At 62.9% G+C, this 13204-nt stretch carries 10 protein-coding genes; 4 read left to right on the forward strand and 6 right to left on the reverse strand.

From position 1 onward, the window contains the following. Positions 1-9 precede the first annotated feature (9 nt). The 6 genes from CKW37_RS29180 to CKW37_RS29205 form a co-directional block, all read right to left on the reverse strand. Positions 10-1020, reverse strand: coding sequence for an ABC transporter permease subunit (locus CKW37_RS29180; protein ID WP_095159575.1), 1011 nt, complete (start codon positions 1018-1020; stop codon positions 10-12). A 73-nt stretch (positions 1021-1093) separates the two neighbouring features. After that, positions 1094-2689 (reverse strand): ABC transporter substrate-binding protein, encoded by a 1596-nt coding sequence (locus CKW37_RS29185; RefSeq protein ID WP_095159576.1) that lies wholly within the window; start codon positions 2687-2689, stop codon positions 1094-1096. 65 nt (positions 2690-2754) lie between these two features. Then, positions 2755-4134, reverse strand: a complete 1380-nt coding sequence (locus tag CKW37_RS29190; protein WP_095159577.1) for an OprD family outer membrane porin — start codon at positions 4132-4134, stop codon at positions 2755-2757. Positions 4135-4240: 106 nt separating this feature from the next. Continuing rightward, positions 4241-5845 (reverse strand): ABC transporter substrate-binding protein, encoded by a 1605-nt coding sequence (locus tag CKW37_RS29195; protein ID WP_095159578.1) that lies wholly within the window; start codon positions 5843-5845, stop codon positions 4241-4243. A 267-nt stretch (positions 5846-6112) separates the two neighbouring features. After that, the gene (locus tag CKW37_RS29200) at positions 6113-7738 is read right to left on the reverse strand and encodes an ABC transporter substrate-binding protein (protein ID WP_095159579.1); all 1626 of its coding nucleotides are present in this window, start codon (positions 7736-7738) and stop codon (positions 6113-6115) included. Positions 7739-7990: 252 nt separating this feature from the next. Beyond that, entirely contained in the window at positions 7991-8701 is a 711-nt protein-coding gene (locus CKW37_RS29205) for an SIMPL domain-containing protein (RefSeq protein ID WP_095159580.1), read from the reverse strand. A gap of 196 nt (positions 8702-8897) precedes the next feature. Here CKW37_RS29205 and CKW37_RS29210 point away from each other — a divergent pair, with 196 nt between their 5' ends. From CKW37_RS29210 to CKW37_RS29225, 4 genes are all read left to right on the forward strand, one after another. After that, on the forward strand, positions 8898-10154 hold the full coding sequence (locus CKW37_RS29210; protein WP_095159581.1) for an ATP-binding protein: 1257 nt from the start codon (positions 8898-8900) through the stop codon (positions 10152-10154). After that, positions 10154-10714: a response regulator transcription factor gene (locus tag CKW37_RS29215; protein WP_095159582.1), complete on the forward strand. Its 561-nt coding sequence runs from the start codon at positions 10154-10156 to the stop codon at positions 10712-10714. The genes CKW37_RS29210 and CKW37_RS29215 overlap by 1 nt, the downstream gene beginning before the upstream one ends. 130 nt (positions 10715-10844) lie before the next feature. Continuing rightward, positions 10845-11786: an AEC family transporter gene (locus CKW37_RS29220; protein WP_095159583.1), complete on the forward strand. Its 942-nt coding sequence runs from the start codon at positions 10845-10847 to the stop codon at positions 11784-11786. Positions 11787-11838: 52 nt separating this feature from the next. Continuing rightward, on the forward strand, positions 11839-13203 hold the full coding sequence (locus CKW37_RS29225; RefSeq protein ID WP_095159584.1) for an amino acid permease: 1365 nt from the start codon (positions 11839-11841) through the stop codon (positions 13201-13203). The last annotated feature ends 1 nt before the right edge of the window (position 13204 follow it).

Below are 13204 nucleotides of genomic sequence, written 5' to 3' on the forward strand. Positions count from 1 at the left end.
ATGAGGGCCTCAGCGCTGGTGACGGATGCGTGGATTGACCAGGCCGTAGAGGATGTCGACGACGAAGTTGACCAGGATGACCAGGCAGGCGATCAACAGGATGCCGTTCTGCACCACGGGGTAGTCGCGGGCGCCGATGGCCTCGATCAGCCATTTGCCGATGCCCGGCCAGGAAAAGATGGTTTCGGTAAGGACCGCGCCGGCCAGCAGCGTGCCGACCTGCAGGCCGAACACCGTCAGCACCGGGATCAGCGCGTTGCGCAGGCCGTGGACGAACACCACCCGCGCCGGCGACAGGCCCTTGGCCCGGGCGGTGCGAATGTAGTCTTCGCGCAGCACTTCGAGCATCGAGGAGCGGGTCATCCGCGCGATCACCGCCAGCGGGATGGTGCCCAGCACGATGGCCGGCAGGATCAGGTGCATCAGGGCGTCCTTGAATGCGCCTTCTTCCTCGCTGAGCAGGGTGTCGATGAGCATGAAGCCGGTCTTCGGTTCGATGTCGTAAAGCAGGTCGATGCGCCCGGACACCGGCGTCCAGCCGAGGTTGACCGAGAAGAACATGATGAGAATCAGGCCCCACCAGAAAATCGGCATCGAATAACCAGTGAGCGATAGCCCCATCACGCCGTGGTCGAAGATCGAACCCCGCTTGAGCGCGGCGATGACACCGGCCAGTACGCCGAGGGTGCCGGCGAACAGCAACGCGGCCAGGGCCAGTTCGAGGGTGGCGGGGAACAGGGCGAGAAACTCGTGCCAGACGCTCTCGCGGGTGCGCAGCGATTCGCCCAGATCGCCCTGGGCCAGCTTGCCGACGTAATCCAGGTATTGCTCCGGCAACGGCTTGTTCAGGCCCAGCCGCTCCATGGCCTGGGCGTGCATTTGCGGGTCGACCCGGCGCTCGCCCATCATCACTTCCACCGGGTCACCCGGGATGAGTCGTATGAGCGCGAAAGTCAGTAGCGTGATGCCGAAAAATGTCGGGATCAGCAGTCCCAGACGCCGGGCAATGAAACTAAACATCTTCTGGTGTTCCTCGTCAGCCGGTCAGGCGGGCTGCCTTTGCCGTGGTGGGGCTGTGGGCAGCATTATTTTTCTACTTCACCAAGGTGGTGGCGAAGTTGTTATTAGTCAGGGGGCTGATGATGTAGCCCTCGACGTTCCGGCGCATGGCCGTGAACATCTTCGGATGGGCCATGGTTATCCACGGCCGGTCCTCATCGTACACGGCCAGCGCCTGCTTATAGAGCGCCTCGCGCTGTCGCGGATCGGTCACCTGGCGGGCCTGGGTGATCAGCGCCTGAAATTTCTCGTTGCACCACCGAGCATAGTTCTCGCCATTTCTGGCTGCCTCGCAACTGAGCAGCGGGGTCAGGAAGTTGTCCGGATCGCCGTTGTCGCCGGCCCAACCGGTGGACACCATGTCGTGCTCGCCGTTCTTCGCCCGGCGCAGCATTTCCGCCCATTCCATGACCCGGATATCGACCTTCAGGCCGATCTTCGCCAGGTCGTCCTGGAGCATTTCCGCGCTCAGTCGCGGATTGGGATTGGTCGGTCCACCGCCGTTGCGGGTGAACAGGGTCAGCGCCGTGCCTTGCGGAACCCCGGCTTCCTTGAGCAGGGCCCGGGCTTTGTCGAGGTCGCGGGGCGGGTTGTGGTTGTCTTGGTTGTAGCCCAGCAGGGTCGGCGGGTACGGGTTGACCGCCAGCAGCGCGTTGCCCTTGCCGAACAGTTGATCGATGTGGGTCTGGCGGTCGAAGGCGATATTGATCGCGTTGCGCACCCGCACATCGCTCAGGTAACGGTGCTCGGTGTTGAGGGCGATATAGCCGGTGACCAGCGCCTCCAGCTCGGCGACCTTGAGCATCGGGTCGGCCTTGAGCGCGGGCACGTCGTCGGGCTTCGGATAGAGCGCGACCTGGCATTCGTTGGCGCGCAGTTTCTGCACGCGCACGTTGTTGTCATTGGCGATGGCGAACACCAGCGTCTCGCTCGGTGGCGCGCCACGGAAGTAGTCCGGGTGGGCCTTGTAGCGGATCTGCGCGTCCTTGTTGTAACGCTGGAAGACGAAGGGGCCGGTGCCGATCGGCTTGCTGTTGAGGTCGCCGGTGTTGCCGGTCTTGAGCAACTGGTCGGCGTATTCGGCGGAATAGATGGAGGTGAAGGCCATGGCGAGGTCGCGAAGAAACGGTGCTTCCGGGCGGGTCAGGGTGAAGACCACGGTGTGGTCGTCGGTCTTTTCCACGCGTTTCAGCAGGTCGCGAAAACCCATGCTTTCGAAATAGGGGAAGCCGATGCTGGTTTTGTCGTGCCACGGGTGGTTCGGGTCGAGCTGGCGCTGGAAGCTCCAGAGCACGTCGTCGGCGTTCATCGCGCGGGTCGGGGTGAACCAGTCGGTGTGGTGGAATTTCACGCCCCGGCGCAGGTGGAAGGTGTAGGTCAGGCCGTCGTCGCTGATGTCCCAGCGTTCGGCCAGGGCCGGCTGGATATCGGTGGTGCCGGGCGTGAAATCCACCAGGCGGTTGAACAGGGTTTCGGCGACGGCGTCACCGGTGACCGCGGTGGTGTACTGGGCCATGTCGAAACCTTCCGGGCTGGCCTCGGTGCAGACCACCAGCGGCTTGGCGCAGAGGCTTGCCGAGGTGCTCAGCAACAGGGCCGCCAGTGCGGCCTGAAGGGGAGAGGGATTCATGCAGGCTCCTTTTCTCGGTTCCCGTCTGCGCCCCGGCCAACGTCGTGGCCGGGGCGCGGGAGTGCTCAGAGAATGTCGAAGGGGATGGTGGTCACGACGCGCATTTCGTCCACATTGCCATCAATCTGCGCCCGGCTCGCCCGGTGCGTGCTGTAGGTGGCACGGATGCTGGTGTCCTTGAGTGCGCCGTCCTGCACCGCATAGCTCACGCCAATGCCCCATTCTTTGTGGTGCTCGCCATCGAGCTTTTGTACATCGTAGCCGCTGCCGCGGTAGTGAGTCCCGTCGATGCCCCAGCCGCGGGCGTTGTAGAGGTTCAGGCGTACCCCCGGCACGCCGTAGGGGGTCAGGTTGAGCACATAGCTGAGCTGCACGGATTTCTCGTTGGGGCCGTTGAAGTCGGAGTACAGCGAGTTGGCCAGGAAGATGCCGTTGGTGTCGTGCAGGTAGTCGAAGTACTCGTTGCCGTTCACTTGCTGCCACGACAGGCCGAGGGTATGGGCCTTGTGCGTCAGGGCGAAGGACAGGCTGAACGTGTCGTTGTCGATCGGCCCCTGTTTGCCGCGGCCGTGGTCGCGGGTGCCGTAGTAGTTGAAGCCGGTGGTCAGGCCGAGCATGGCGGTGTCGCCGAGGTCGTGGGACGCCGCGAGGTAGTACTGGTTCCAGATGTCTTCGACATTGGCGAAGTACAGGCTGGTGGTCAGGCTTCTCATCGGTTGGTAGGTGAGGCCGGCCATGCTGACCCGGTCGGCCTGGGCACCGATGGCCGAGTATTCCGTGGTGAATTTGCTCTTGCCCTGTTCGGTACGGCTCGACACGCGCTCGAAGCTGCCGAGGTCGAACGACAGGGTGTGGAATTCCGCGCTGTGCAGGCTGACGCCGTCGAAGCTCGACGGCAAGGCGCGGTTGCCGATGGCGGCGATCACCGGCGTGTTCACCGTATGGCGGCCCGCCGTCAGGGTGGTGTGGGAGACGCGTGCCTTCAGGTTGGCCAGGCCGATCTTGCTCCACTGGCCGATGACATCGCCGTCACTGTGGGTGAGGGTGCGGTTGTTGGGTCCGGCCACCGCGGCGCGGCTTCGTTCCAGGGCAATGGCGTTGTAGCCCGCAACCTGGACGCCGAAGCCCACGGGGCCCTGGCTGAAGCCCGAGCTGTAATCGAGGATGGTGCCCTGCACCCAGTTATCGCGGCTGTGGCTGTTGTGGCGGGTGCCGTCGCTCTTGTAGTAGCGGAACTGCGGACCTTTGGTGGCGCGTTCGTGTGAATACCAGTTGCGGGTCGAGCCGGACAGGCTCTGCCCTTCGAAGAATCCGCCGGCTTCGGCCTGGGCGTTGTTCTCCTTGAGGCTGATTGGCAGGTAGTCGTGGCTGAGGGATTCGGCCCGGGCCTGATTGGTCAGGCCGCAGAGGGTCAGTGCGGCGATGGATATAGAGAGTGCTTTCAAGGCGATGCTTCCTTTTGTTCTTGTAAGAGCACCGGCGGGTCTTGTGAACCCACAGGTCATTGCACGGGATTGGGGCGGGTAAGCCTTGATCCGGCGAGGACCGACATCACTCGATGCCAACATCCAGGAAGGAGGTGCGACCGAACGGGCTCACCAGGTAATCCTTCACCTTCGTGCTTACCGGCTGGCTGACCGTGGAGTGGGCGACGGGGGTGATGGGCACTTGCTGCTTGATGTAGTGCTGGGCCTGGCGATACAGCTCGGAGCGCTGCTCGCGGTCGGTGACCGATTTGGCCTGTTTCACCAGGGCGTCGTATTGCGGGTCGCACCACATGGAGTGGTTGTGGCTGCCGATGGCGTCGCAGCTATAGAGGGTGCCGAGCCAGTTGTCCGGGTCGCCGTTGTCGCCAGTCCAGCCGATCAGGATGGTGTCGTGCTCGCCGTCCTTGGCGCGCTTGAGGTATTCACCCCATTCGTAGCTGACGATATTCACCTTGAGCCCGAGCTTGCCCCAGTCGTCCTGGAGCATCTGCGCCATCAGCTTGGCGTTGGGGTTGTAGGGGCGCTGAACCGGCATGGCCCAGAGGGTGATTTCGGTGCCTTCCTCGACCCCGGCGTCGCGCAGCATCTGGCGCGCTTTTTCGATGTCTTGGGGCGGGTCGGTAATGCTCTCGTCATAGGACCACTGCGTGGGCGGCATGCTGTTCACCGCGACCTGGCCGGCGCCCTGGAACACAGTCTTGATGATCGCTTCCTTGTCCACGGCCATGTCCAGGGCCTGGCGCACTTCGAGCTGGTCGAACGGTTTTTTCTGGGTGTTGTAGGCGATGTAGCCGAGGTTGTAGGCGGGCTTCTCGATCAGGTTGATGGTCTCGTCGCGGCGCAGGGCCTCGAGGTCGGCGGGGCGGGGGTGGATGGTCACCTGGCACTCGCCTTTGCGCAGCTTCTGGACGCGTACCGACGGGTCGGTGTTGATCGAGAAAATCAGGTTGTCGAGCCTCACCTGCTCCGGTGCCCAGTAGTCCGGGTTGCCGCGGTAGCGGATCTGCGCGTCCTTCTGGTAACGGGTGAACACGAAAGGCCCGGTGCCGATCGGTTTGTGGCTGATGTCCGCCGGCGTGCCGCGGCTGAGTAGCTGTTCGGCGTACTCGGCCGAGAGGATCGACGCGAAGCTCATCGCCAGATTCTGGATCAGCGACGCATCGACCTGGTTGAGGGTGAAGACCACGGTCATCGGCCCGGTCTTTTCCACCTTGGCGATGGTCTTGTCCAGGCCCATGGCGCTGAAGTAGGGGAACTCGGTGCCGTAGGCCATGCGGAACGGGTGGGTCGTGTTGAGCATGCGGTTGAAGGTGAACAGCACGTCTTCGGCGTTGAAGTCACGGCTCGGTTTGAAGGCGGCGTTGCTGTGGAATTTCACTCCGGGGCGCAGGTTGAAGGTGTAGATCAGGCCGTCGTCAGAGATGCTCCAGTCGGTCGCGAGCGCGGGCAGCACGCCGGTGGCGCCGCGCTGGAACTCCACGAGGCGGTTGTACAGCGGTTCGGCGACGTCATTGTCGGTGCCGCTCTGGTATTGCGCGGAGTCGAACCCGGACGGGCTGCCTTCGGAACAGAACACCAGATTGCCCTTCTTGTCGTCGGCCATTCCGAAGGGCGAATGAGCCAGCACGCCGGCCCCGAGAAGGGCGGCGAAGAGGGAAGTCATACGCATGGGTATCCCCTTGTCTTGTGGTTGTCGTTGGAGTTTTCCGCGGCACAGGGCGAGCTTTCGCGCACGTGCTGCGGCGCCAGTCCCACGGTAAGGGCGGGGGAGGGCGACGACGAGTTACACAAGGGGCAAATTGAGGTGAGACGTTTCTGAGTGGTTTGACGAAATTTCAGCGGGGTGGTGGCGAGCTATCCACGGCGAGTGTGGTTTTCGCGGCGGCTATCCATCTGAACAGTCGCGATGGGCCGCAGGGCGGCCCTTGGAACGCGTTTATGGCTTCACGCTGACGCCGTAGAAGTCATTCAGTGCAAACGGACTGATCTTGAAATCCTCCACCGTCTTGCGCATCGGCTGGTAGACCGTGGAGTGGGCGATCGGGGTGATCGGCACCTGGTCCTTGAGGATGTGCTGGGCCTGTTTGTACAGCGCGATGCGCTTGTTCTGGTCAGTGGTGGTCTTGGCTTCCTTGACCAGCTTGTCGTAGCCGGTGTCGCACCAGTGGGAGAAGTTGTTGCCGTTGACCGCGTCGCAGCCGTACAGGGTGCCGAGCCAGTTGTCCGGGTCGCCGTTGTCGCCGCTCCAGCCGATCAGCATGGCGCCGTTCTCGCCGTCCTTGGAGCGTTTGATGTACTCGCCCCATTCGTAGCTGACGATGCGCGCCTTGATGCCGATCTTCGCCCAGTCGGACTGGAGCATCTCGGCCATCAGCTTGGCGTTGGGGTTGTAAGGGCGCTGCACCGGCATGGCCCACAGGGTGATCTCGGTGCCTTCCTTGACGCCGGCTTCCTTGAGCAGTTGCCGGGCTTTTTCGGGGTTGTATTCGGTGCCCTTGATGGTGTCGTCGTAAGACCACTGGGTCGGCGGCATGGCGTTGACCGCCAATTGCCCCGCGCCCTGGTACACCGAATCGATGATCTGCTGCTTGTTCACCGCCATGTCCAGCGCCTGGCGCACCTTGAGCTGGGCCATCGGGTTGGGCTCGTTGCTGCCCTTGATCTTGTCCATCACGTTGTAGGCGATGTAGCCGAGGTTGAAGCCGGCCTGGGACGGCATCTGCAGGTTCGGATCGGCCTTCAGGGCCTCGAGGTCAGCGGGGCGCGGGAACAGGGTGACCTGGCACTCGTTTTTCTTCAGCTTCTGCATGCGCACCGAGGCGTCGGTGGTGATGGCGAAGATCAGGTTGTCGATCTTCACCTCGTCCGGGCTCCAGTAGTCCTTGTTGCCCTTGAAGCGGATCTGCGCGTCTTTCTGGTACTTGCTGAACACGAACGGACCGGTGCCGATGGGCTTCTGGTTGATGTCCGCGGCCTTGCCCTGCTTGAGCAACTGCTCGGCGTATTCGGCGGACTGGATCGAGGCGAAGCTCATGGCGATGTTCTGGATGAACGCGGCGTCGACGGCGGCGAGGGTGAACTTCACGGTGTGCTCGTCGACCTTCTCCACCTGCTTGATGTTCGCGTCCATGCCCATGTCGGTGAAGTACGGGAACTCGGTGGGGTACGCCTTGCGGAACGGCATGTCCTTGTCGAGCATGCGGTTGAAGGTGAACAGCACGTCGTCGGCGTTGAATGCGCGGGTCGGCTTGAAGTAGTCGGTGGTGTGGAACTTGACCCCTTCGCGCAGGTGGAAGGTGTAGCTCAGGCCGTCATCGGCGACGTCCCAGCGGGTTGCCAGGCCGGGAATGACCTGGGTGCCGCCGCGCTCGAACTGGGCGAGGCGGTTGAACATGGTTTCGGAGGAGGCGTCGAAGTCGGTGCCGGTGGTGTACTGCGCGGGGTCGAAGCCGGCGGGGCTGCCTTCGGAGCAGTAGACGAGATTGCTCGCGGCGTGCGCGGCCGGAGTGGCGGCGAGCAGACCTGCGCCGACCAGGAACGGAATGACTGCGGTTTTCAGCATGGTGGCCTCATTGTTGTCATTTTTTGAGCGGGCGGCCTTGTGAGCCGACCTGCGGATATTTATGCCAACGATTGAGGATAGCTGTTTGGTGGGAAAGTGAAGCGGGGGGGCAGGCAGGAGACCGGGTCGTGGCGGCTAGGCGCTAGCCGACTGTTTTTAGCGCTCTTGAGATCGAGCGCCGCGCGGGCGGCGCTCGATCTCAAGGGCGCTGGAAAACTCCCGACATGCGCCCAGTGGCCGTAGAAACCCCGTTTAAGGCATCTGCACTTCAATAGTGCCATCCGCGCTGATGCTCACCTGCGCAGTGCCGGCTTCGACCTGCGGCGACGGCGCGGCTTCGGCATCCATGCTGGCCTTCATCATCATCGGCGCACGCATGTACGGCTGTGGGTAGCCGCTGCTGTTGAGGTTCAGGCTGACCACTTTGTAGCCCTTGCCGCCCAACGCCTCGGTGGCGATCTGCGCGCGGGCCTTGAAGGCGTCGACCGCGTCCTTGAGCAGTTCGTCTTCGCTGGTCTTGCGTGTTGCGGGCGCAACGGCGAAGTCCATGCCGCCCATTTTCAGGGTTTGCAGCAGCTCGCCGGTCAGGCCGGAGAGGGCCGGGAAATTGCCGCTTTCCAGGCGCAGTTCGGCGCGTTCACGCCAGCCGGTGATTTTCTGGCCTTTGTCGTCGTAGATCGGGTAGGCATTGCGGCTGCCCTGGCTGATCTTCACGTCCTTGGCCTGACGGGCCTTTTCCAGCGCCTTGTTCAGCGTGGTGGTGATCTCGGCGGCGAGTTTCGCCGGATCAGTGTTCTGTGCTTCGCTGTACAGGGTCACGACCATCAGGTCGCGGGTCACTTCCTTGCTGGCTTCGGCGCGCAGCGATACCTGGTTGTAACGCGGCTCGTCCGCCAGAACGGGAAGGCTGGCCAGGAGGCTGGCGGCCAGCAGGACCTTGGCGCTACGGCTAGGGGTATGCATGGATAACTCCTTGAAAAATGGGCGTGGCCGATACGATCCTGTGCCACGCAGACCCTGTCTGACCTTGAAAATAGCAGCAAGGTTCCAGAAGGCCATCATTTATCCCCGGTGTGGCGAGTTGCCGCATTGCTGCAGACCAGGGCGTCGCTTGGGTATACTCGCGGCGGTTTACCTGGAGCACTCATCAGGAGAGCTCATGCTCGCCCCCGAAAAAATGCTGTCCGCCACCCGCCAGAATCTCTGGCGTCTGACGCTTGTCCGCACCCTGGTACTGGCCGCGCAGGCCGGTTCGGTCGGGGTCGCCTACTGGACTGAACTCCTTCCGCTGCCCTGGCTGGCCCTGAGTGTCACCCTCGGGTTTTCCATGGTGCTGTGCCTGGTCACCGCCCTGCGCCTGCGCGCCTCGCTGCCGGTTACCGAGCTGGAATACGCGGTGCAACTGGCCTGCGACCTGCTGATCCACAGCGCCTTGCTGTATTTCTCCGGCGGATCGACCAACCCTTTCGTTTCCTATTACCTGGTGCCGTTGGCGATTGCCGCGGTGACGTTGCCGTGGGTCTATTCGTTGATCCTCTCGGGCATCGCGCTGGTGGCCTACACCCTGCTGCTGATGCAGTTCTATCCGCTGGAAACCTTCCCCATGGCGCGGGAGAAGATGCAGATCTACGGCATGTGGCTGAGTTTCGCCCTGGCCGCAGCGGTGATCACCTTCTTCGCGGCGAAGATGGCCGAGGAACTGCGCCGTCAGCAGCAGTTCCAGGCCCAACGCCGCGAGGAAGGGCTGCGCGACCAGCAGCTACTGGCCGTGGCCACCCAGGCTGCGGGCGCCGCCCACGAACTGGGCACGCCGCTGGCGACCATGAGCGTGCTGATCAGCGAGATGCGCCAGGACCATACCGACCCGCTGTTGCAGGAAGACCTCGGTGTGCTCCAGGAACAGGTCAAGCAGTGCAAGTACACCTTGCAGCAACTGGTGCGCGCCGCCGAAGCCAACCGGCGCATGGTGGTGGAAGACCAGCCGGTGACCTTCTGGCTCGATGAATCGCTCAACCGCTGGCACCTGATGCGCCCCGAAGCCAGTTACCGCTTCCAGCGCCTCGGCCAGGGCGAGGTGCCGCGCCTGGCGCCGCCACCTGACCTGACCCAGGCCCTGCTGAATTTGCTGAACAACGCCGCCGATGCTTGTCCCGATGGGCTGGAAGTACACCTGGATTGGGACGCTTCCGACATCGTCATCAGCATCCGCGACCATGGCCCCGGTGTCCCGGTGGCCATCGCCGAACAGATCGGCAAACCCTTCTTTACCACCAAGGGCAAGGGCTTTGGCCTGGGCCTGTTCTTGAGCAAGGCCAGCGTGACCCGTGCTGGCGGCTCGGTAAAACTCTATAGTCACGAAGAAGGCGGTACGCTCACTGAGCTACGCTTGCCGCGTGACGCGCGAGGAGATGTGTGATGAGTGATGAAATCCAGGTTGAAGGTGAAGAACTGCCGCACCTGCTGCTGGTCGACGACGACGCGACCTTTACCCGGGTGATGGCCCGTGCCATGAGCCGCCGCGGTTTCCGCGTCAGCACCGCCAGCTCTGCGGAGGAAGGACTGGTGCTGGCCCAGCAGGACATACCGGACTACGCCACGCTGGACCTCAAGATGGAAGGCGACTCCGGCCTGGTGCTGCTGCCCAAGCTGCTGGAGCTTGATCCGGAAATGCGCGTGGTGATCCTCACGGGTTATTCGAGCATCGCCACTGCGGTGGAGGCCATCAAGCGCGGCGCCTGCAATTACCTGTGCAAGCCGGCGGACGCCGATGACGTGCTGGCGGCGCTGCTGTCCGAGCACGCTGATCTGGACAGCCTGGTGCCGGAAAACCCGATGTCGGTGGACCGCCTGCAGTGGGAGCACATCCAGCGCGTGCTGGCCGAGCACGAAGGCAATATCTCCGCCACCGCCCGCGCCCTGGGCATGCATCGGCGCACCTTGCAGCGCAAGCTGCAGAAGCGGCCGGTTCGGCGCTGATCCTTTTTGGGGCTGCTCTGCGGCCCCAAAAATCTGCCTGTTTCCTGCAATTCATCCGGAAACCCCCGTCCCTGACGCCTGTGCTGGCGTATTATTAGCCACCTAACGACAGGCCACGGAACTCTCCCGCATGCTCGCCCTTTTCATCCAGACGCTGAACATCACCGCCCCGGTGTTCGCGATGCTGTTCATGGGCGTGCTGCTGCGCCGCATCAATGCGATCAACGACGGCTTCATCCAGACCTCGTCGGCCCTGGTGTTCAACGTCTGCATGCCGGCGCTGCTGTTTCTCGGCATTTACCACGCCGACCTCGAGGCCGCGGTCAAACCCGGCCTGCTGCTGTACTTCATCGCCGCCACCTTAGGCAGTTTCGCCTTGGCCTGGCTGATTGCCATCTGGCGCTGTCCCCGGGAAGATCGCGGCATCTACACGCAGGGTGCGTTTCGCGGCAACAACGGTGTGGTCGGGTTGGCGCTGGCGGCCAGCATGTATGGCGACTACGGCATCTCACTCGGCGCGATTCTCGCCGGGCTGGTGATCCTGCTCTACAACTCGCTGTCGTCGGTGGTGCTGGCGGTGTACAGCCCGACGGTCAAGTCCGATCCGTGGAGCATCCTCAAGAGCATCCTGCGCAATCCGTTGATCATCAGTGTGCTGGCGGCGACGCCGATGGCCTATGCCAAGGTGCCGTTGCCCAACTGGCTGCTGACGTCGGCGGATTACCTGGCTCAGATGACCTTGCCGCTGGCGTTGATCTGCATCGGCGGGACGCTGTCGCTGGCCTCGTTGCGGGCCAGTGGCCGGATGGCGGTCAGTTCCAGCCTGGTGAAAATGGTCTGGCTGCCGCTGATATTCACCTTTGGCGGCTGGCTATGCGGCTTTCGCGGGGCGGAACTGGGCATCCTGTTCCTCTATATTGGCAGCCCGACCGCGGCGGCCAGTTATGTAATGGCCAGGGCGGCCAATGGCAACCATGAGCTGGCGGCGTCGATCATTGTGATCACCACCCTGGCGGCTGCGCTTACAACCAATATCGGAATCTTCCTCTTGCAGTGGGGAGGATGGATCTAGATTCTCCGGGTACAACAATTCCAACACAGCCTCTTACGTCTGAGGACACTTCATGCAAGACCAGATCACGCCCGAGCGTTTACACCGCGGGCTGAAAAACCGTCATATCCAACTGATCGCCCTGGGCGGGGCGATCGGTACGGGCCTGTTCCTCGGCATCGCCCAGACCATCCAGATGGCCGGCCCGTCGGTGCTGCTGGGTTACGCGATCGCCGGCATCATCGCCTTCTTCATCATGCGCCAGCTTGGCGAAATGGTCGTGGAAGAGCCGGTGTCCGGCACGTTCAGCCACTTCGCCCACAAATACTGGAGCCCGCTCGCCGGCTTCATGTCGGGCTGGAACTACTGGGTGCTCTATGTGCTGGTCGGCATGGCCGAACTGACGGCGGTGGGCATCTATGTCCAGTACTGGTGGCCGGACTTCCCGACCTGGGCCACGGCGGCGATCTTCTTCGTCGTCATCAACCTGATGAACGTGAGTCAGGTGAAGGTCTACGGTGAAATGGAGTTCTGGTTCGCCCTGATCAAGGTCGTGGCCATCCTCGGCATGATCGGTTTTGGTGGCTACATGCTGTTCAGCGGTACCGGCGGCCCGGATGCCAGCGTCGCCAACCTCTGGCAGCACGGCGGCTTCTTCCCCAACGGTGCCACGGGCCTGATGATGGCCATGGCCGTGATCATGTTCTCGTTCGGCGGCCTGGAACTGGTGGGTATCACCGCTGCCGAGGCCGATAACCCGCGCCACAGCATTCCGCGCGCCACCAATCAGGTGATCTACCGCATCCTGCTGTTCTATATCGGCGCCCTGGCCGTGCTGCTGGCGCTGTACCCGTGGCAGAAAGTGGTCAGTGGCGGCAGCCCGTTCGTGATGATCTTCCACGACCTGGACAGCAACCTGGTGGCGACCGTGCTCAATCTGGTGGTGCTGACCGCCGCGCTGTCGGTCTACAACAGTTGCGTGTACTGCAACAGCCGCATGCTGTTCGGCCTGGCGACCCAGGGCGATGCGCCGAAGAAACTGCTCAAGGTCAATGCCAAGGGTGTTCCGCTGGCGGCGCTGGGCATTTCCGCGCTGGCTACAGGCCTGTGTGTGCTCATCAACTACTACATCCCGCGTGAGGCCTTCGGCCTGCTGATGTCGCTGGTGGTGTCGTCGCTGGTGATCAACTGGGGGATCATCAGCATCACCCACCTGAAATTCCGCCAGGCCAAGGCGGCTCAGGGTCAGGAAACCTTCTACAAGAGCCTCGGCTATCCACTGACCAACTACCTGTGTCTGGCCTTCCTGGCGTTCATTCTGGTGGTGATGTGGATGACCGAAGGGATCCGCATCTCTGTCGAGTTGATCCCGGTCTGGCTGCTGGTGCTGTGGGGTGCTTACAAGCTGACCCGCGGCCGCAAGACCGCCAAGGCCTGAC

The sequence above is a fragment of the Pseudomonas sp. Irchel 3E13 genome (assembly GCF_900187455.1).
Lineage (GTDB): Bacteria > Pseudomonadota > Gammaproteobacteria > Pseudomonadales > Pseudomonadaceae > Aquipseudomonas.

Coding starts and splice junctions, on each gene's coding strand:
- CKW37_RS29215 (WP_095159582.1), top strand. CDS start 10,154: ATGAGTGATGAAATCCAGGTTGAAGGTGAAGAACTGCCGCACCTGCTG.
- CKW37_RS29180 (WP_095159575.1), bottom strand. CDS start 1,020: ATGTTTAGTTTCATTGCCCGGCGTCTGGGACTGCTGATCCCGACATTT.
- CKW37_RS29205 (WP_095159580.1), bottom strand. CDS start 8,701: ATGCATACCCCTAGCCGTAGCGCCAAGGTCCTGCTGGCCGCCAGCCTC.
- CKW37_RS29200 (WP_095159579.1), bottom strand. CDS start 7,738: ATGCTGAAAACCGCAGTCATTCCGTTCCTGGTCGGCGCAGGTCTGCTC.
- CKW37_RS29220 (WP_095159583.1), top strand. CDS start 10,845: ATGCTCGCCCTTTTCATCCAGACGCTGAACATCACCGCCCCGGTGTTC.
- CKW37_RS29185 (WP_095159576.1), bottom strand. CDS start 2,689: ATGAATCCCTCTCCCCTTCAGGCCGCACTGGCGGCCCTGTTGCTGAGC.
- CKW37_RS29210 (WP_095159581.1), top strand. CDS start 8,898: ATGCTCGCCCCCGAAAAAATGCTGTCCGCCACCCGCCAGAATCTCTGG.
- CKW37_RS29225 (WP_095159584.1), top strand. CDS start 11,839: ATGCAAGACCAGATCACGCCCGAGCGTTTACACCGCGGGCTGAAAAAC.
- CKW37_RS29195 (WP_095159578.1), bottom strand. CDS start 5,845: ATGCGTATGACTTCCCTCTTCGCCGCCCTTCTCGGGGCCGGCGTGCTG.